The sequence below is a fragment of the Psychrobacter pocilloporae genome, assembly GCF_029872915.1.
GTDB lineage: Bacteria > Pseudomonadota > Gammaproteobacteria > Pseudomonadales > Moraxellaceae > Psychrobacter > Psychrobacter pacificensis.
On sequence record NZ_PGFT01000001.1, the window covers coordinates 277,091 to 297,923 of the forward strand.

The 20,833-nt window shown below is 45.3% G+C and carries 16 protein-coding genes and 1 riboswitch; of the genes, 8 read left to right on the forward strand and 8 right to left on the reverse strand.

From position 1 onward, the window contains the following. Positions 1–266 precede the first annotated feature (266 nt). Positions 267–2,369, forward strand: a complete 2,103-nt coding sequence (gene pnp, locus CUR83_RS01250) for a polyribonucleotide nucleotidyltransferase (protein ID WP_071002599.1) — start codon at positions 267–269, stop codon at positions 2,367–2,369. A gap of 113 nt (positions 2,370–2,482) precedes the next feature. Here the strand turns inward: pnp and CUR83_RS01255 are convergent, their stop codons facing one another. The 4 genes from CUR83_RS01255 to CUR83_RS01270 all read right to left on the reverse strand — a co-directional run bounded on the left by CUR83_RS01255 (position 2,483) and on the right by CUR83_RS01270 (position 6,225). Next, positions 2,483–3,046, reverse strand: coding sequence for a hypothetical protein (locus CUR83_RS01255; protein WP_071002598.1), 564 nt, complete (start codon positions 3,044–3,046; stop codon positions 2,483–2,485). Positions 3,047–3,074: 28 nt separating this feature from the next. Continuing rightward, a complete protein-coding gene (locus tag CUR83_RS01260) occupies positions 3,075–3,623 on the reverse strand; it encodes a hypothetical protein (protein ID WP_071002597.1) in 549 nt (182 codons plus the stop codon). Positions 3,624–3,765: 142 nt separating this feature from the next. Next, positions 3,766–4,023, reverse strand: a complete 258-nt coding sequence (locus tag CUR83_RS01265) for a YheV family putative zinc ribbon protein (protein ID WP_058023599.1) — start codon at positions 4,021–4,023, stop codon at positions 3,766–3,768. After that, entirely contained in the window at positions 4,024–6,225 is a 2,202-nt protein-coding gene (locus tag CUR83_RS01270) for a M3 family metallopeptidase (protein WP_186475307.1), read from the reverse strand. A 553-nt stretch (positions 6,226–6,778) separates the two neighbouring features. Here CUR83_RS01270 and CUR83_RS01275 point away from each other — a divergent pair. From CUR83_RS01275 to CUR83_RS01290, 4 genes are all read left to right on the forward strand, one after another. Then, positions 6,779–7,891, forward strand: coding sequence for an AOC03_06830 family ribosome hibernation factor (locus tag CUR83_RS01275; protein WP_058023597.1), 1,113 nt, complete (start codon positions 6,779–6,781; stop codon positions 7,889–7,891). 204 nt (positions 7,892–8,095) lie between these two features. Next, positions 8,096–8,851 (forward strand): endonuclease/exonuclease/phosphatase family protein, encoded by a 756-nt coding sequence (locus CUR83_RS01280; RefSeq protein WP_071002594.1) that lies wholly within the window; start codon positions 8,096–8,098, stop codon positions 8,849–8,851. A 178-nt stretch (positions 8,852–9,029) separates the two neighbouring features. Beyond that, the gene (locus CUR83_RS01285) at positions 9,030–10,055 is read left to right on the forward strand and encodes an NADP-dependent oxidoreductase (protein ID WP_071002593.1); all 1,026 of its coding nucleotides are present in this window, start codon (positions 9,030–9,032) and stop codon (positions 10,053–10,055) included. A gap of 246 nt (positions 10,056–10,301) precedes the next feature. Continuing rightward, on the forward strand, positions 10,302–10,688 hold the full coding sequence (locus CUR83_RS01290; protein ID WP_284718906.1) for an EcsC family protein: 387 nt from the start codon (positions 10,302–10,304) through the stop codon (positions 10,686–10,688). Between the two features lie 128 nt (positions 10,689–10,816). On the opposite strand, the gene CUR83_RS01295 is transcribed toward CUR83_RS01290, so the two are convergent. From CUR83_RS01295 to CUR83_RS01305, 3 genes are read right to left on the reverse strand one after another with little or no spacing between them, the layout of a single operon-like run. Then, the gene (locus CUR83_RS01295; RefSeq protein ID WP_186475303.1) at positions 10,817–11,434 is read right to left on the reverse strand and encodes an alpha-ketoglutarate-dependent dioxygenase AlkB family protein; all 618 of its coding nucleotides are present in this window, start codon (positions 11,432–11,434) and stop codon (positions 10,817–10,819) included. Between the two features lie 20 nt (positions 11,435–11,454). Continuing rightward, on the reverse strand, positions 11,455–12,345 hold the full coding sequence (locus CUR83_RS01300; protein ID WP_212564036.1) for an alpha/beta fold hydrolase: 891 nt from the start codon (positions 12,343–12,345) through the stop codon (positions 11,455–11,457). A 37-nt stretch (positions 12,346–12,382) separates the two neighbouring features. Next, positions 12,383–14,296, reverse strand: a complete 1,914-nt coding sequence (locus CUR83_RS01305; protein ID WP_212564035.1) for an ABC transporter ATP-binding protein — start codon at positions 14,294–14,296, stop codon at positions 12,383–12,385. Between the two features lie 361 nt (positions 14,297–14,657). Between CUR83_RS01305 and CUR83_RS01310 the strand changes: the two genes are divergently transcribed. After that, on the forward strand, positions 14,658–15,506 hold the full coding sequence (locus CUR83_RS01310) for an EamA/RhaT family transporter (protein WP_212564034.1): 849 nt from the start codon (positions 14,658–14,660) through the stop codon (positions 15,504–15,506). A gap of 177 nt (positions 15,507–15,683) precedes the next feature. Beyond that, complete coding sequence (locus CUR83_RS01315) at positions 15,684–16,574, forward strand: fructose bisphosphate aldolase (RefSeq protein WP_212564033.1); 891 nt, start codon at positions 15,684–15,686, stop codon at positions 16,572–16,574. 74 nt (positions 16,575–16,648) lie between these two features. On the opposite strand, the gene thiC is transcribed toward CUR83_RS01315, so the two are convergent. Continuing rightward, positions 16,649–18,760 (reverse strand): phosphomethylpyrimidine synthase ThiC, encoded by a 2,112-nt coding sequence (thiC, locus tag CUR83_RS01320; RefSeq protein WP_284718907.1) that lies wholly within the window; start codon positions 18,758–18,760, stop codon positions 16,649–16,651. A 246-nt stretch (positions 18,761–19,006) separates the two neighbouring features. Then, positions 19,007–19,162: riboswitch (TPP riboswitch) on the reverse strand. Between the two features lie 292 nt (positions 19,163–19,454). Between thiC and pstS the strand changes: the two genes are divergently transcribed. Beyond that, complete coding sequence (gene pstS / locus CUR83_RS01325) at positions 19,455–20,627, forward strand: phosphate ABC transporter substrate-binding protein PstS (RefSeq protein WP_212564032.1); 1,173 nt, start codon at positions 19,455–19,457, stop codon at positions 20,625–20,627. The last annotated feature ends 206 nt before the right edge of the window (positions 20,628–20,833 follow it).

A 20,833-nucleotide genomic window follows, 5' to 3' on the forward strand; every position in this document is an offset into this window, starting at 1 on the left:
GGTCTTTAGCGCCGAAGTCTTTTGACTTAATGTCTGTTTGATAGTATTTATAGTAAAGCCAAAATTGAACGACCAAATATACATAATAGTACGATGTCTAGCACGAAAAGATATATGAAATAATTAGGTAAAGTTATTGGCATTGATTGAGATGATTTCTAATAGAGAGATTGTCAGTTAATGACCATATACACAGAATTTTAATGACAGATATCAGGTTTTTCAAAGCTGATATCACTTTTGTCAGTCAACATTAGGAAGATTATATGACAATGTTTAATACCATTAAGCGTGAATTTCAGTACGGCGATCAGCAGGTCGTTATCGAGACAGGCCGAATTGCCCGTCAAGCAAACTCTGTATTAGTACATATGGGTGGCGTGACCGTACTTGTCGCAGCAGTCGTAAAATCAGAAGCCAAAGAAGGTCAAAACTTCTTTCCATTGACCGTAAACTATCAAGAAAAAATGTACGCTGCGGGTAAAATCCCAGGTGCTTACGGCAAACGTGAAGGCCGTGCGAGCGAGTTTGAAACGCTGACCTCTCGCTTAATCGACCGTCCGATTCGTCCGTTATTTCCTGAAGGTTATGTAAACGAGATTCAAATTACTGCCACCGTCGTGTCATCAGACAAGACGCAGCACGCAGACATCGCCGCGATGATTGGTGCATCAGCGGCATTGGCAATCTCAGATGCGCCGTTTAACGGTCCTATCGCTGGCGCACGCGTTGGCTTTATCGATGGCGAATACGTGCTAAACCCAACGCTTGAGCAGCTAGAAACCAGTGACCTTGACCTTGTGGTTGCGGGCACCAAATCAGCAGTATTGATGGTTGAATCAGAAGCAGCAGAGCTGTCAGAAGACCAAATGTTAGGCGCAGTCTTGTACGGTCACGAGCAGCAACAAATCGTCATCGACAACATCGTTGCCCTTGCTGAAGAAGTGGGCACACAAAAGCAAGAATTCACCGCGCCTGCTGCCAATGCTGAGCTAGAGTCTGCGGTAAAAGAACAGTTCGGCGACAAAATCGCTGAAGCCTACACCATCACTGAAAAGCAAGAGCGTTACGCGGCCCTTGATGAGATTAAGCAAGCCATCATTGAGAGCCTAGCAGGTGATGCTGAAGCGGACGACTACAGTGACAAAGTGTCTGAGCTCAAAGACATCTATGAAGAACAAAAATACCGCACCGTGCGTGACAATATCTTGTCAGGTAAGCCGCGTATTGATGGTCGTGATCTTGAGACGGTTCGTGCACTTGACGTACAAGTGGGTGTTCTACCATATACACATGGTTCAGCACTGTTTACCCGCGGTGAGACGCAAGCATTGGTGACAACCACGCTTGGTAACACCCGTGATGTCAATATGATTGACTCACTAGGTGGCACGATTCGCGACCATTTCATGCTGCATTACAACTTCCCACACTTTTCAGTAGGTGAGACGGGTCGTGAAGGCGCGCCAAAGCGTCGTGAAATCGGCCATGGTCGCCTTGCACGCCGCGGTGTACAAGCGATGCTTCCAGATAGCGAACGCTTCCCATACGTCATCCGTGTGGTATCAGAAATCACTGAATCAAACGGTTCATCTTCTATGGCGTCTGTTTGCGGTGCAAGCTTGGCGTTGATGGATGCAGGCGTACCATTAAAAGCACCAGTTGCTGGTATCGCGATGGGTCTGGTTAAAGAAGGCGAGCGTTTTGCTGTCTTGTCAGATATCTTAGGTGACGAAGATCATCTAGGTGATATGGACTTTAAAGTAGCCGGTTCTAAAAACGGTATCACTGCACTACAGATGGATATCAAGATTGAAGGTATTACCCCTGACATCATGGAGCAAGCGCTTAAGCAAGCCCACGCTGGTCGTATCCATATCTTGGACGCAATGAACCAAGTATTGCCTGAGAGCCGTACTGAAATCAACGCTCATGCACCAAACTATGCCGTTATCGAAATCAACCCAGACAAAATTCGTGACGTTATCGGTAAAGGCGGCGCAACTATCCGTCAGCTAACCGAAGAGACTGGTGCGGTTATCGATATCGATGACGCTGGTACGATTCGTATCTTTGGTGAAAACAAAGCAGCGACTAAAGCCGCTATCGGTAAAATCGAAGCAATAACTGCTGAAGTTGAAGTTGGCAAAACTTATGAAGGTACGGTTGCTCGTATCGTCGACTTTGGTGCGTTTGTTAACCTATTACCAAACACTGATGGCCTAGTGCACATCTCACAAATCGCAGAAGAGCGCGTAGAAAATGTATCTGATTATCTGAAAGAAGGTCAGGTCGTTAAAGTGCTTGTGCAAGACGTTGATAACCGCGGCCGTATCAAACTGACGATGAAAGGTGTTGAGCAGAACTAAGGCTCAGTATTTGATGTAGTTTGATTCATAAAAACCGCCTTGGGATGCTCTTATGAGTGCCCAAGGCGGTTTTTTTATGGGCGCAAAAAAATGATGACTGGCTAGAGAGCCATTTATAAATCAATGCTTTTGGGCATATGTATATCGATACGCAGTTTTGGTAGGTCTTGTAAATACGTGGTCAATAATGGCAACGTATCAGTCTGCCAATCTAGAGGTAGCGAATTTATACTCCCATTTTTATTAGATATAGGATCGCGAGGATTATCGGAGATAAGCGGACGAGCGAGTAGCGCAACCCTACGGATACCCTGATAGCGTATGAGCGGAATTAATTTCTGCTGTAGGTCAATCAAAGCCGCGATGAGCCAACGCGACCGCGCAGGATGGTATGGGTGGTTTGATACAGCAAGGTTGGCGATATAACTTGGTTGATTGCCGTTACTACTGATGCCAAGACCAGATTGCTCACGTGTGCGCTTATACAGTAAGCAGCTGCCAACACTCAGACTGCCATCACGGCACACGCTATGATAATGATGATAGTTATCAGGAAACAATGTTTTGGCTCGCGTGAGCACAGGGTCTAGAATGACACCAGCGTTATTGACAGGTAAAACAAGCAGCTGTGCATTGCTATTTAAAATAGAGGCATGCGTAAGTTGCAGAATCGCCATTATAGACCTCTTTGTGAAAATCCTACGTTTATTGTGTCTCTGTACTAGTAGAGCTATCCGCTTCTAATTGTGCTATTTGCTGTTCAAGTAGAGCGATTTGTTCTGCTTTCATATCGGTTAGCTGTTTATTCATTGCCAATTGCTCAGCAGCCAACTTTTCTTGTTCAGCTAAGCGTTTACGTTCATCTTCTAAACGATCAATTTCTTCTTTGGCTAAGCTGTCCGTCTTTGGCAGCGGTGCATTTAAGATAGCTTTAGGGTTTCGCGTTTCAACACCCTTATTGTCGTCTGCACTGGCGCTTTCATCAGTGAAACTGCTGTCAGTGAGTACAGTGTCAGGCTCATCAGTTATGATGTGTGGAGTCGAAGCCGCTTGAGCAGCCTCGGTTTGCTTATTCATCGTAGTTGATTGAATGATAGGTGAAACCACTTCTGGCTCGGGTTTTACCCAAAGTAAGTAACCAACAGCAATGAGTATCACCGCAAAAATAAGGATAATCCAAACTCGTCGGCCAGCTGTCGCAGATGTTGCCCTAGAAGGCTTGGTCGATAAAGGGCGCATTTTTTTACGGTTCATATTATGATCGATTTGTGTCAAGAATATAAGTAGACCTACTATAGCAAACTCAAAATAAAAAGCCTATCTATTGATAGATAGGCTTAAGTCAGTATGAAATAGTGAGTTGCTTAGGTGGTAGTCTAGAAACAACACTGGATAACTAGGGTTTGAACTTGACTGTACCACTGGTGCCTGTTGTCATGGCATCGCGAGCAAGCTGATCCTCAAGATGGTTTTTGGCGCTGATGGCATCAGGGTCAGGGCGATGTTCCGAATGTCCGCATTTTGTGCATTCGATGTATTCATCTGGCGCTGGCGTAACAATATTTATCTGTACCACAGCATCCATCTCCTGGCATTTTGGACAGCGCACTCCTGCTAAAAATCGACGTTTAGGGCTTGATGACTGATAGCGCATTTAGATAGCCTCGCGTGTTGTTTGAGCATTTGCAGCATCAGTGTTTTTTGCATCAGTGAAACCGTTATGGCGTAGCAAGGCATCTATGTTCGCACTACGGCCACGGAAGTTTTCGAAATTGGTTTTGGCTGGAAAACTGCCTCCAACAGACAGGATCGACTCACGAAAAGCTTTACCCGTTGCTGGGTTAAAAATACCGTCTTCTTCAAACTTACTAAACGCGTCAGCTGATAGCAGCTCAGCCCATTTATACGAGTAATAACCTGCAGCATAGCCACCTGCGAATATATGGCTGAAGCCATTGGCAAAGCGGTTATAGTCAGGTGTTTGCATGATAGCGATATCGCTACGCACGGCATTTAAAGTCGCTAAGATACCCTCATAATTAAGTGCTGGTGTATGGGCATGAATCAGCAAATCAAACAGCGCAAACTCAATCTGGCGCAGCGTTTGTAGGCCGCTTTGGAAGTTTTTGACAGCCAATAGTGCATCAAGTTTGTCTTTAGGCAATGGCTCGCCAGTGTCGACATGACTGCTAATAAGGGCAATGCCTTCAGCATCCCAAGCCCAGTTTTCCATAAACTGACTAGGAAGCTCGACGGCATCCCATTCGACGCCATTGACACCCGCGACATCACCGACCGTCACTTGAGTTAACAAATGATGTAAGCCGTGACCAAATTCGTGGAATAAGGTCAGCACCTCTTCATGGGTCAATAAGCTTGGCTTGCCATCAAGTGCGGGCGTAAAATTGCCAACCATGAAGCAAACAGGTAGCTGCTGATGGTTTTGTTCCTCGTAACTGTAACGAGATTGAAAACCACTCATCCAAGCACCGCCGCGCTTGCCGCTACGAGCAAACAAATCAAAATAAAATCCGCCAATCAATTGATCATCAGCATCAAACAGTTGGTAAAAACGTACGTCATCGTGCCAGCGTGATACAGAATGATCATCTGCACCCTCATAGCTTTGCTCTTGTACTGTAATACCATATAGACGTTCGACAATGGCAAACAAACCGCTCGTCACTTTTGGCAGTGGGAAATAAGGACGAATCTCTTCTTGTGACAAGCTAAATTCACTTTGTTTTACTTTCTCAGCGATGTAGGCGCTATCCCAAGGTTGCAATTTATCAATGCCATAATCCTGCGCATACCTCTGTAACTGTGCTAAATCTTTCTGCGCGGCTGGGGTCGCTTGAGTGGCCAAGTCACGCAGGAACGTTTCTACCTCTGAGACACTGTCTGCCATCTTAGTCGATAGGGATACTTCAGCATAATTATCAAAGCCTAATAACTTGGCCTTTTGTTCACGTAAGGTGAGAATTTTGCTCATGATGTCAGCATTGTTTAATGACTCACCTTTAGCATTGGTATGCGTATCAAATTCAGAGGCGCGCGTGACATAAGCGCGATACAGCGTTTCCCGTAAGCTGCGATCATCAGCGTGGGTCATAACCGCTAGATATACAGGAATGTTCAAGCTTGCGACATAATAAGGCGTCGGAAGCGCGTCTATATCTGTTTGACTCAGGGTGCCATTAGCAAGCTCACGCGTTTTGTACTGTGCACCTGCATCTGCCAATAGCGCCAAACCGCTCTCTGTTAAGCCTTTTAGCTGACTTTCTTCTAAAGGCAATGCAAAGGCTTGGGTTGCATCCAAGATATGATCTGAGAATGTTGCAGATAAGGTTGATAGCTCGCTTTGGATCGCGGCAAACTGCTCTTGCTCAGCTTGAGGCAAGGCGACCCCTGATAACTCAAAGCTACGTAGTGCCAGCTCGATCGCCCGCGCACGTGCCGGCTCAAGTGCCGCAAAAAACTCGTTATCATCGGCGATCGTTTGATAGCGGGTAAAAAGTGGCTGATGTTGACCAACCCGCGTCCCGTAAGCCGATAACTTGGGCAGTAGCTCGTGATGGACATGACGAATCTCATCGTTACTCATCACGCCATTGAGATGAGACAAGATTCCCCAGCTACGATCCAGCGCTAGATTGATATGATCAAACTGCATCACATCTGCCAGTGCTTGCTCAGCGCTTAATTTTGCAATGCCAGTACTATTGTCAGCCCCCGCCGTCAAGTTATCTAAGAAACTATTGGCATCGTCGATAGCATTGATGACTTGGGTTTGTAATGTACTTGGCGCAGCATTGGTAAAATCAACAAGGCGCAAATCTGAAGAAGGAAGAGACATAAAGGTATCCGATATTAATGATTATTATGAAAGAAACATTGGGCAAACGTAGCTTTTAAATCGCGCTTGATACGATCTAACTTTGCGATGTACTACGACTCGCGCCATTTAAAATTTATATTTAGTTATATAAAAGATGGGTTCATTTAGTCAAAATACAACCTGAGTACTTATAAACTAAGAGTGAATGCTTAAACTAAAAGTGAATGCTCAAAGGAAACGACAAATAATATAGTAAGTTGAGATGTTAGAAATCTTTAACAATACAGAGTGCTCTACTTACAAAGTGCTATCATTTGCTTGCAAATTAACCCTATAGCGAGCTTAGGGTAGCTGATAGCATCAAGATAAAGGAATTTAAAAATTGTACGCCGATCAGGCGTACAGATAGACAATGGACAAAAAATATTGATGAATTGACAGAATAATTCGTTGTTTACCGACAATGATTAGAGCTGCTATTAATAATAAATAAGGCAAGATGCCCTGACATTGTACTCATAAAAGAATGTATAAAATCGACAGTAAATGATAATAAAACAAGGAGCAATATATGAAAGCGACTCTTAAAAGCTTACGTGAAACCAAAGCCAATCCAGCGGTAAGTATCTTTGTTAAGACCCACCGCGCGCATCCAGCTAACGAGCAAGATCCTATCGCTCTAAAAAATCAGTTGAAAGTTGTCGAAGACCGCCTAAATAAAGAATATGATAAGAGCACAGCGACGACTATTTTAGATAATATTCATGCAAAGACCAAAGAATTAAATCATAACTATAATCTTGATACTTTAGCGATATTTGCTAGTACAGATGATGTGCAAATCGTCCGTATGCCAATCGATACGACCGAGCGCGTTGTCATATCAGACAGCTTTGCCACTCGTGATTTGGTGCGTGATATGGCCAGTGCGGTACATTACTACACGGTTGTCCTAACCCGCGATAATTCTCGTCTGATTGAAGCATCAAATGATCGCGTCATTAGAGAGTTTGATAAAGATGACGACATACAAAACAACATGGAAAATATCCAGTTTCCTGTTGAAAATAACGGGCTGTATACCACAGGTGACGGTGGGTCAGATCGTTCATCAAATAATGAAAGCAGCCACTTAAAAGAATACTTTAATCAAGTCGATAAAAGCGTACAAGAGCTATGGGGTGAGCACAAAATGCCACTCGTGATCGTTGGTGACGCCAAAAACATCGGTTACTATAAAGAAGTCTGCGACCGTCCAGACAACATCATTGCTACCGTGTCAAATGTTACTAATTTAGAAGATGGCAGCGCTCAGCATATCGTTGATAGTGTACAAGAAGCGGTAGAAGAATACCGTACATCATTACATCATGCTGCTTTGGGCGAAATCGATAAAGCCCGCGGTGCGAATATGCTGCAGACTGATCTGCAGGAAGTATACCGTAGCGCTTTCCAAGGCGCTGGCGAGACCCTTTATGTACGTCGTGGCTATATCCAATCTGCCAAAATTGATGAAAAAGCGCAAACTCTAAGCCTTGTAAGCGACGCTAGCGCAGAAGGCGTGACTGATGATGCGATCGGTGAAATCATCGAGCATGTCATCCATAATGGTGGTAAAGCTGTATTTATGCCACAAGATATCATGGGTGAAGATCAACCAATCGCGTTGGTTACTCGTTACTAATTTAACGATGATCTAACAATAACACCTACGTGCGATATTCATTTATGAATTGGCCATCAATAATGCATAGGTGTAATATGAGAGCATTGGTTCGATATGAGCCAGTGCTCTTTTTATTTCTTTCATTACTATCACTCTGGGTGTTATCGTAGCTGAGCTATTGATTTTTACTCCATAAATATTGAGCGTACAATTAACCAAATTATGACTACCACCTCTTTTGTTTTGACCAGCTACAACATTCATAAAGGCATGTCACCACTAAACCGTCAGGTGAAAATGCAAGGTATTGCTCAAGCGTTAGAAGCGGTGGGCTCCGACATCTTATGTTTGCAAGAGGTGCAAGGGCAAAACCTTAAACGCAATATGCAATATAACGAATATCCCAATCAGTCTCAGCATGAATGGTTTGGCGAATTTTTGGATTTAGAAAATAGCTATGGCAAAAACTCAGAATACGAGAATGGTCATCACGGCAATGCCGTATTAAGCCGGTTCCCATTAGACCCAAAGCACAATGTCAATATTACGGTCAATCGGCTAGAGCAGCGCGGCGTCCTGCATTGTGAAGTGCAGCCTATCGGTTGGGACAGACCAGTTGTTGTACTGTGCGCGCATCTAAATCTGTTTGAGCGTGACCGTATTAAGCAGTATCAGGCTATCAGCGATTATGTAAGAAATGAGATTGCACCTGATCAACCGCTCATCTTGGCAGGCGATTTTAACGATTGGAAAAAGATGTCTTGCGACAAACTGGCAACTGAGCTTGGTATGATAGAAGCATTTAGACATTGTCATGGCAAATTGCTACCGACATTCCCCGCAAAACTGCCAGTGCTCAGTTTAGATCGTATCTATCTGCGTAATTTGGTTGTCAAAGACGCATGGGTACATGGTGGAAAGCCGTGGTCATCATTGTCGGATCATTTGCCGATTAGTGCAAAGCTGATGCTGCCTTAATACTTTCTTAATACTTGGTGGTGATGTGCTCGGATGCACTGCCTTGATAATCTATCGAGACTAAAACATCTTTTTAGCAAAAATACTATCGACTAAAATCCCCCCTTATGAAATAGTCATCTAACTTGAAATAAATAGTAAGCACTAACTAATAAACAAAATATAAGGATATATCACTATGGCAACGCCATCTACTAACGACAATAACCAACAACCTCAACTCCCCAATACCCAGCACGCTGCCCTGATACGTGAATTCGGTGAACCAGAAGTAATGATATATCAGGATGGTGTCGACATCCCTGAATTACAGGACGATCAGGTATTGGTCAAAGTCGCCTATGCCGGTATCAACCCTGTCGATTATAAAACCCGCCAAGGCAAAGGGTGGGGCGCAGAAAATATACAAAAACAAAAATTCGACAATAACCAGCCTGCTATTTTAGGGTTTGACGTATCAGGTACAGTGGTTGATAGCAGCAGCGATGAGTTCGCTATTGGAGATCGCGTTGCCGCCTTGACCTTTACTGGTGGTTGCTATGCGCAGTACGTGGCGGTAGACACCAAAATGCTTGCCAAAGTGCCAGAGAATGTGACATTAGAGCAGGCAGGGGCATTGCCGTGCATTGGGCAAACAGCGCTACAGTTTGTGGAATTTGCAGATATCAAAGAGGGTGAGCATGTCGTAATCAATGCACCAGCAGGCGGCGTCGGTCACTTATTAATACAGCTATTAATGGACAAAGTAAGCCGTGATGATATTAAGGTCACAGTTATTTGCTCACCAGAAAAATATGCCAAGCTCGGTGAGCTTATCGATACTGACAAGCTGGCAGGCTGGATTGATTATACCAAAGACGAAGCGTTCCCTGACTTGCAAGCCGACGTACTACTTGACTTAGTTGGCGATGATGCTGGCGTGCGCGCCCTGAGTGTGCTCAAATCGGGCGCGCGCGTGAATGTGTTGCCAACCATTTGGGTCGATAAACTCAAAGAAGCAGGCGAGCAAAAAAGCTTAGAAGTATCAGGGTATAAAGCGCAGCGTAGTGGTGATGATATGGCGCGTGTTTTACAGCAAGTCGCTGATGGTCAATTAACCTTAAAAATCCAAAAAATCTATCCTTTATCAGAAGTGGTAGCCGCGCACCATGAGCTACAAAAGGGCGATGCATTCGGAAAAATTGTCCTTGCTGCTTCTGAATAAGGGGCGCTAACCAGTTTTTTAAAAATCATAGGATCCTTTACGTACTTCATAAAGCTCTACAAGAATGGTGTCTCTGACAACACAACAGGCCTACTCTCTAATGTTGTCTGCTGTAGGATAGTGAGAGACACGCTGATAAATGAAGTAATAACAAAGGATGTTCTATGATTATGAATAAAGACATTGAAAATAAAGATACAGAGAATAAAAAACAGACGAAAAAGTAACGGATCATGTGGCCTAGACATGAATGATAAAGGCGAGCAGTTGTTTGCCATGTCTTTGTTGGCGGTGGCTATTTCTGCCTCTGCTGAAGCGCGCAAAGCAGCACTGGATGATACCCGTGCGATGATTAAAGATCCAGAAACGCAGACATTTAATCAGATTAATGAAGAGGTCATGTCGCGGGTACTGCGTCAGACAGCAACCAAAGTGGCCACCAATATGGTCAAAACGAAAGCCGCGCAAATCATTCCTGCGGTGGGTGCAGTAGTGGCAGGCGGTGTTAATGCCAACTATAGTGAATTCAGTATAAAAACGATACAGTGGGACTGGGATAATTTTTTCGCAGCCTCTGTCTGCGTAGGCACAGCACGCAAGGAAAATTTAGACCAGTTCCACCTTGATATATAATGTATCTGTTTTATTTAGGATTGACTATATACGGCCAATGTCTGTGAAGCGGCGTATCAATGCTACCGTGAACGTTTTTTAGATCGCATTGCATAGGTAATCGTTTACTCAACCTGACCATGGCAGTTTTAGTTTGCAAGCATTTGACGAAAGGTTAGGCTAATCCGTCCAGTATCGACTGTTTTTGTTTTCGTGATTGTATGCTTCCAAAAGCGCTGTGTCTCCCCATGCATGACAATTAATTGTCCAGACTCAAGATAAAGCGCGACTTTTTCTTGAGTTTTTTTGTGCTTAAAAACAAATTTGCGGGTGGCACCAAGGGAGAGAGATGCAATGATTGGTTGATGACCGAGCTCTTTTTCATCATCGGCATGATAGCCCATGCCATCAGTGCCAGTTGGATAATAGTTGAGCAAGCAGGTGTTGAAATGTGCTGCAATACCGATGTCTGCCAACGCTTTTTCTACATATTGTTTCACATGGAACACTATATCTGACCATGGTATTGTCTGTCGCGTGTGCCCTGAATACTGGTAATCTGCATCCGTGTCTCCCATCCAGACAATTTGGCGAGTCGTCACATGAGTTTTACCAAATAACGTCACTATATCCGATTGCCAAGGCAACCCATTTAGCAACGTATTATAGAGGACATTGGCATCGTTTATGACTATGCCTAGATCGTTTACATTACCATCATAGGGCAATATATTATCTGTGGGTGCGGACGCAAAAAGGTCAGTCATAGATTAATAGTTATCTCTCATTATTTGCTGCGTTGATAGTGCTCTTGAATGATCTGAGCACACAGTTTGGGCGCTTCCATTGGCAGCAGGTGACCATAGTCTAGCAATGAGATGATGCTGCTATCAGGCACAAATTTTTGCCATTGTTGTCGTACCTTATCATTGATGAATAAAGTAGGCTTACCGGTAATCAGCGTATAGGGGCAGCGTAGTTTTTTGAGCGCGGCATCGATATGAGGGGCGCCAAAATAGTTGGCCAGCTCTTGCTCTGGAGCAAACATCAAGCTGTAACTTCCATTTGGATTTTTGCTCAAGCTCTGTTCGGCAAATATCTGCAAGTGTTCATCACTGATGCGTCTATAAGCACGCTGCGCACGCAAGTTGTCATAATAAGCATCGACACTTGGCCACGTAGATTGCCGATTTACTGTGCTTTTGAAAGGCTCACGACTCAGCAGGATAGAGCGCGGTAACAGATTATACAAAATAGCTTGGTTTTTGGTGAATGTGACAGGCTCTATCAGATATAGCTGCGAAAATAGCTCTGGACGTTTGGCTGCTGCCATGGCTGTGGCGGTTGCGCCTTGTGAATGTCCGATACCGACGACAGGCTTATCTTGTGTTTTTTCTAAAAACTCAATAAGCAGGTCAGCATCTTGCTCACGCGTTAGACGACGGCTGTGCGGTTTGTCATACCAATAGCCACGCAGGGCAAGTGAGCTGATATCAAACTCAGTTGCCAGCTCATTTAGCAATGGCGTATAGGTACCAACGGTGAAACTATTACCACCATAAAAATGCGCGGGTGTGCGGCGATGGTTATCTGTTTGAACTGACTGATTGAGCTGGCTAAGATGATAGTAACGTGCTTTTTTACCATCAAGATTGATGCTGTTTGTAAATGCTTCCATAAAATAAACACTTCCTTGTGATTTATTTTGATGGGTCTTAGTTGTCTTCACCTAAGAAACCACCGCTTTGACGTTGCCATAATTTAGCATAGACGCCATCGCGTGCGAGCAGCGCCTCGTGACTGCCTTGTTCAATAATACGCCCTTTGTCCATCACTACTAGTCGATCCAGTGCCGCAATGGTTGATAAACGGTGGGCAATGGCAATCACGGTTTTGCCAGTCATCATGTCGTTTAAGCTTTCAGTAATAGCAAATTCGATTTCAGAGTCAAGGGCACTCGTGGCTTCATCAAGCAGCAAAATTGGTGCGTTTTTCAGCATTACGCGGGAGATGGCAATACGCTGGCGCTGACCACCTGAGAGTTTGACGCCGCGCTCACCGACCTGAGTATCAAGGCCGGTGTTGCCTTTGTCATCGCTTAAGTCTTTGATAAAGTCCCATGCTTGGGCTTGCTTAGTGGCTTCAATAATTTCAGCATCGGTGGCATCTGGACGACCATAAGCAATGTTTTCACGGATGGTACGATGCAATAACGAGGTGTCTTGGGTCACCATGCCAATTTGCTGGCGCAGTGACTCTTGAGTGACTTCATCAATTGCCTGTCCATCAATAAAGATTTTGCCACTATCGACATCAAAGAAGCGTAGTAGTAAATTCACCAAGGTTGATTTGCCTGCCCCAGAGCGTCCGACCAGACCGATTTTTTCACCTGGTTTGATGTCCAAATAAAAGTCATCTAGCAGCTTCACACGGTTGCTCGCCAGTGCGGTACCTGCAGTGTGCGCCTCATCGACGCGCGCGCCTTCATCATCGGCAGCGCTCATATCCTCTTCGTAACCAAAATCAATATGATCAAAGACAATACGACCATCAGTGACCGTTAGTGTTTGCGAATTAGGCTTATCGACGATTTTTTGCGGGGCTGATAGAGTACGCATACCATCTTGTACCGTACCAATACTCTCAAACAAACTGGTAGTCTGCCACATAATCCAGTGGGTCAAACCGTTTAAGCGCAGTGCCATAGCAGTCGCTGCGGCAATCGCACCAACACCCACATCACCTTGTTGCCACAAATATACACCGATAGCTGCAGTCGAGCCAATCAGAGTCACACTGATGGCATGGTTGACGACCTCAAGATAGCTGACCCAGCGCATCTGTGCGTGTACCGTACCCAAAAACTGATTCATCGCGTATTTGGCATAACCCAATTCGCGCTGCGAGTGGCTAAACAGCTTGACGGTCATGATATTGGCATAAGCATCGGTGATGCGTCCTGTCATCAACGCACGGGCATCCGCTTGGACAATGGCCGTACGTTTGAGGCGCGGAATAAAGTACCACATGGAAAGCCCAAACAGTACAAACCAAACCGCAAATGGAATGAGCAGCAAGCTGTCCAGATTAAATAAAATCACCCCAGTAGTGACAAAATACACCACCACATACATCATCATATCGGTGATGGTCATCACTGTATCACGCACGGCCAATGCCGTTTGCATCACCTTTGCTGAGACACGTCCTGAAAACTCATCTTGATAAAACTGCATCGACTGCCCAAGCATTCGGCGGTGAAAACGCCAGCGCATCTGCATCGGAAACACGCCTTGGATCACTTGAAAATGTACCAATGACGATAAGCCAATCCAAAATGGGCTGAGGATTAAGACAGCAAACATCAGCAGTAGCATGTCGCTTTTTTCTGCCCACAGTGTCTGCGGGGTATAAGCACCCAGCCAATCCACCAAGTTACCAATCCATGCAAACAACATGGCCTCATAGACCCCAACACCTGCGGAGAGGATCATAAATAAGAACAGCCAGCCACGCAAACCATGAGTACAGGCCCACAAAAACTTCAATAACCCCTTACGAGGCAATGGCATGGGCGTTTCTGGGAAGGCAGGAAGACGGGATTCAAAAAAACGAAAGAGAGCGTTCATAGGCGGCAATAATACGTCAAAACAGAACGGTTTTGAGTCGTTACTTATGTTAATAAAATAGCAGGGTATTTTATCAAAACTTGGCAATCAGGCGTGCAGTAAATTGTAATTTATCCATGCATAGTGCTTTTGGTTGATACGTTATTGCCAATAACGCGCATGGAAATACGGATAAATAGATTGCTGTCAAAAATATATTTTGCTACCTTCTAGACCGCAACTGGCTTAGTTGATCGAATGATGAGCGTTGTAATCATATTTTTTAATGAAATCAGTCAAATACAAAGCGGCTTACTTGATGCTGCGCCACCAGTGTATGGATAATAAATACCCAGTACTAGGGTTCAAAAGGTAGGCCTTAATGATGTATCTAACCATTGCGGTGCTGTGTAGCGTCGCTGTTTCAGTGCTTTTAAAAATACTACGCCAAAAGAAAATGGATATTCGTCAGACCATTGTCGCAGGTTATCCCGTCGCTTTTTTACTGACTTGGCTTTTATTGAAGCCTGATGTCGGCGCCATACATGCGCTAGACAGTGCTTGGGGCATCATCATCGCGCTTGGGATCTTGCTACCGGCCGTGTTTATCATTCTTGGACGTGCTATTGAGGCGGTGGGAATGGTGGCAACGGATGCCTCCCAGCGCCTATCATTGATTATTCCGATCATTGCCGCTTTTTTGCTATTTGGTGAGGTGCTGACAGATACGCGTGTGCTGGGATTGGTACTTGGCTTTTTGGCACTAGGAGCACTGGTTTATCGACCACAGCAGACAGATACCCCTAAGCAAACAAAATACACACCGCTGTGGTTATTCGGTGTATGGGCGGGTTACGGCATCATCGATATCTTGTTTAAGCAGGTTGCCAAGCAGGGTACTGCTTTTCCGTTGACACTGTTTGTGAGTTTTGGCGTCGCAGGGTTATTATTACTCGTCTATTTGCTCGTCACTCGGGTGCGCTGGCAGGCAGACGCCCTTGTCGCTGGATTGCTACTTGGCGCGCTCAACATGGGTAATATTTACGCTTATGTCAGAGCCCATCAAGTGCTCTCCGATTCACCTAGTATTGTGTTTACGGGGATGAACGTGGGTGTCATCGCAGTCGCCACATTGATCGGAGTGGGCGTGTTTAAAGAACGACTCAATCGCATCAATTTGGTGGGGCTGCTACTCGCAGTATACTGTGTGGGCGTCTTATTTTTGGCGTGAGATATGTTGTCCAAAGAAGAATTCAGTAGAGTTTTTAGTGATGTTGTCACGTTTTCTATATAGGCATACTTATCATCCTATGATAAGGTCATCTACAAATAGCAGACCTTATATAGGTGATAGAAAGCTTGATTTATAATGTTTAATTTCACTCAATAAAAATAGGATGTACTTTCAATGGAATACGACAATCAGTTACAGCGCATAAAAGACGGTTCAGGGTTTATCGCTGCGCTCGACCAAAGTGGCGGCAGCACACCAAAGGCTTTAGAGAATTACGGCATCAGCGGCGATGAGTATGAGAATGATGAGGCCATGTTTGATTTGGTGCATGAGATGCGTGCCCGTATCATGACGTGCGACTGTTTTGACAATGAGCGTGTGCTTGGTGCGATCTTATTTGAAGATACCATGGAGCGCGACGTCAATGGTAAGTCGACCGCCAACTATTTGTGGGAAGACAAGCAAATCGTTCCATTCTTGAAGGTAGATAAAGGTTTGGCGGAGCAGATGAGCGGCGTCCAAGTCATGAAGCCGATGCCTAATCTAGACCTGTTGCTAGATAAAGCCAAGAACTATCCAGTATTTGGTACCAAGATGCGCTCAGTCATTTATGAGCCAAATGTCGATGGTATTGAGCTCGTTGTACAGCAGCAGTTTGATGTGGCCAAGCAAATCATCTCAAAAGGCTTGATGCCAATCGTTGAACCAGAGGTTAATATTGATAGTGCCCAAAAACATGATTGCGAAGTGCTATTAAAAGCCAATATTTTGCGTAATCTGGAACGCTTAAATGACGAACAGCAAGTAATGCTCAAGCTGACATTGCCTGAGGAAGCAGGATTTTATCAGGAACTGGTTGACCATCCAAAAGTGCTCAAAGCCGTGGCGCTATCTGGTGGTTATAGCCGCACTGATGCGTGCGCGAAGCTCAAACAAAACCCCGGTATGATTGCCAGCTTCTCGCGCGCCTTTACCGAAGGGTTGAGTAAGCAGCAAAGCGATGAAGAGTTTGCCGATACCATTAATACGTCGATTGAGGAGATTTATCAGGCGTCGAAGGTTTGATATTACTAAATACATAAACTAAAAAAGCCCAAACCTGATAGTCAGGTTTGGGCTTTTTTATTATAGTAAAAAGCTTATACCTCTTTGTATAACTGGCGTCCTTCCTTGTTGTATTTTTCCATCATCTCAGCCATGCCTTGACGGACTTCTTCAGCACTGGCTTCGCCTACTTGTCCGACCAGTTCTGTATCGACTTTTTTGATCAAATGATCATCATCGCTTAAGTCGCCTGATTGCGGCGTTACCTTTTTATTGGCGGCATCTTTGTCCAGTCCTGCTGCATACTCACGCACGTTTTGCGTGATTTTCATGGAGCAAAACTTCGGACCACACATAGAGCAAAAGTGTGCCGACTTGTGCGCATCTTTTGGCAACGTTTCATCGTGATATTCGCGCGCGGTATCAGGGTCGAGCGCCAAATTGAACTGATCATCCCAGCGGAATTCAAAGCGCGCTTTGGATAGCGCATTATCACGCGCCTGTGCACCAGGGTGACCTTTGGCAAGGTCGGCGGCGTGTGCAGCGATTTTATAGGTAATAATGCCGTCTTTGACGTCTTTTTTGTTTGGTAGACCCAAGTGCTCTTTTGGTGTGACATAGCATAGCATCGCGGTACCAAACCAGCCAATCATCGCCGCACCAATCGCACTGGTGATATGGTCATAACCTGGGGCGATGTCAGTCGTTAATGGGCCCAAGGTATAGAAAGGCGCGTCCGCACACAGCTCAAGCTGCAAGTCCATGTTTTCTTTGATACGGTTCATCGCCACGTGTCCAGGGCCTTCAATCATCACCTGTACGTCGTGCTCCCATGCCACTTTGGTCAATTCTCCAAGGGTGCGTAGCTCACCGAACTGCGCTTCATCATTGGCATCTTGCAAGCAGCCGGGGCGTAGGCCATCACCTAGACTGAACGCCACATCGTATTGCTTCATAATCTCGCAGATATCTTCAAAATGCGTGTATAAAAAGCTCTCTTTGTGATGCGCCAGACACCACTGCGCCATGATAGAGCCACCGCGTGAGACGATACCTGTCAAACGCTTTGCGGTGAGCGGTACATAGCGGAGCAGGACGCCTGCGTGAATGGTAAAGTAATCCACACCTTGCTCGGCTTGCTCGATCAAGGTATCACGGAATATCTCCCACGTCAGATCTTCAGCGACGCCATCGACTTTTTCTAAGGCTTGATAAATCGGTACGGTACCAATCGGCACAGGCGAGTTACGGATTAGCCATTCGCGGGTTTCGTGAATGTGATTGCCCGTCGATAAATCCATGATGGTATCCGCGCCCCAACGCGTGGCCCACGTCATTTTGGAGACTTCTTCATCGATCGATGAGCCGAGCGCTGAGTTGCCGATATTGGCATTGATTTTTACCAAAAAGTTACGCCCGATAATCATTGGCTCAGATTCAGGGTGGTTGATGTTGTTGGGGATAATTGCGCGTCCAGCGGCTACTTCATCACGGACAAACTCAGGGGTGATAATTTTGGGCATATTGGCACCGAAGCTCTCACCCTCATGTTGACGCATGTCAGTCAGTTCATGCTGCTTTTGCGTCTCACGTATCGCAATATATTCCATCTCAGGGGTAATGATGCCGCGACGCGCGTAGTAAATCTGCGTGACGTTTTTCCCTGCTTTGGCACGGCGCGGTTTGTCAATATGAGCAAACCTGAGGTTGGCAGTACTGATGTCACGAGCACGCGCTTGCCCGTACGAGCTAGATAGACCGCTTAGTTGCTCGGTATCACCGCGCTCAGCGATCCAGTTTTCACGCAGTTTGGGTAGACCGCGGGTCAGATCAATCTCGACATTGGGGTCAGTGTACACACCTGAAGTATCGTACACATAAAAAGGCGGATTGTGCTCGCCATCCTTATCACCCGTACCGCCAACTGGCGTATCCGTTAAGCTGATTTCACGCATCGGTACTTGAATATCAGGCCGTGAGCCTTCGATATAGACTTTGCGCGAGGCGGGTAGGATACGGTGTAAGTCGCGCGCGTCTTCTTCAAAGCGTGCATCACTGGCGGCGCGGTGGGCAGGCGTTTTTAGTGCGTCGGCTTTTTTATCGGCTTTGGTGTCTGATACGAGAGGTATGTTATCGGCTGGGTTGTGCGTTTGAACTTGTGATGCCGCTGAGGCACTGTCAAAAGAGCTGCTGTTTGAAATAGTCATATGCTGTCCTAGCGTGTTGGTTTTTGAATAAAAGCAACACCGCCAGTAGCTGCGGGGCAAACACTCGTCATTCAGACAAATTTATATTATCAACACCTAACAGCGAGCAAAGAAGTTGTCGCGGTTAATGGTCATCAAATAGTGGACGCCCCTTTCTATCTTCTCTCGTTATCTACGTATGCGGCGTGCATCGTTAGACAATAGCGATGATAAAAAAGTATTTCTACGCGTCCGTTGTCATCAATAACAACGTGCTTAAGACTTCCCTGCGTCGGTACTAACCGCATCAGGTTCGGCGGGTGATCTCTCAGCGAATGTAGATAGGTGGCTACTTTTATCAATGTTCAACTATAAACGTTTAATAAAGTAGGCCAATGCTACACCGCACCCCGAGTCTGTCAGTGTTGTAAATCCCTTTCATACTAACAAAATTCTGCGTTAACGGCTAATGGAATTTGGATGAAAATATCAGGCGCTTATTTTGCTATTTAGCATGGATACAAAGAACAGGAGCTATTGATAGTAATTAAAATTCTTTGATATTACTGATACTTAGAGGCGATTGCTAAATATTGTGTAAAGCGAATGCAGGATTTGAGAGGTTGTCATTAAACTGTCATAAAGATTTGGCAAGATAACGCTCATATCACAAACAATGCCTTTTTATATCGTTGTTAAACTTCAGGAGTCCTACATGCGTTATTCGTTATTAGCAGTGGCCGTTAGTTGTACATTAATGCTTACGGCGTGTAATAAGTCAACAGAGACGGCAGAACCAGCTGCTGATACGACCAGTAGCGCCGCTACCACGGCTGAAACCACCACTCAGACTCAGGCAACGCCTTCTGCTGACACGGGTTTCAAATCTGCTGAAAACATCGCCATGAATATCACAGGTGCAGGCGCATCATTCCCGCAGCCGATCTATGCCAAATGGTCTTCTGACTATAACGCTGCCACAGGTGGCCAAGTCAACTATCAATCTATTGGCTCATCTGGTGGTATCAAACAAATCCAATCAAAAACCGTCGATTTTGGTGCTTCTGATGCGCCATTAACACCTGAAGAGCTTGAAGAGTCTGGTCTTATCCAGTTCCCAACCGTGATTGGTGGCGTTGTGCCAATCGTTAACATCGATGGCGTTGAGCCAGGTCAGTTAAAGCTAGATGGTGAAACCTTAGCCAATATCTATCTGGGTAAAATCAATAACTGGAATGATCCTGCGATCAAAGCCATGAACCCAGATTTGACTTTGCCAGATGCCGCCATCACCACAGTATTCCGCTCAGACGGTTCAGGTACGACGTTTAACTTTACCGATTATCTCGCCAAGGTATCACCAGATTGGAAAGACAGCGTTGGTGTTGATAAAACGGTCAAGTGGCCAACCTCTGCGACTGGTGCAGGTGGTAAAGGTAATGAGGGCGTCTCAAGCTACGTTAACCGCATGAAAAACTCTATCGGCTATGTGGAGTATGCCTACGCCAAGCAAAACAACATGTCACATGCCGCGCTTAAAAATGCCGCGGGCAATATCGTGCAGCCATCTGCTGAAACCTTTGCCGCCGCTGGCGACATCGATTGGTCACAACAAGAAGGCTTTTATAAAGTCATCACCAACTCTGAGACGGATCAAGCATGGCCAATCGCTGCTGCTACTTTCATCTTAGTACACAAGCAACCAGAGAATCCTCAGCAAGTCGCTGGCGTGTTGAACTTCTTTGATTGGGCGTATACCCAAGGTGATGATGATGCCATGGCGCTAGACTATGTCCCATTCTCTGATACAGCAGTGGCTCTATTCAAAGAGAAATGGAATGAGGTCAAAGGTAGCGATGGACAGCCAGTTTATAAGCCAGCGCAATAAACGATCTGTACAAGCTGCTTAATGACTTTTTGATTTCCTCTTAAGCCACTATTCTCCGGTAGTGGTTTGAGAGGTTTTATCACAGCAAATTTGACCAAAACACTAATCGCTATGTTTCACGATAACCATTAGTACGGATACAAGTTGCGTTTGCTGTCATAAAACGAAATGAACACCCTAGTTTTTTTGAATTCACCCATTCAATG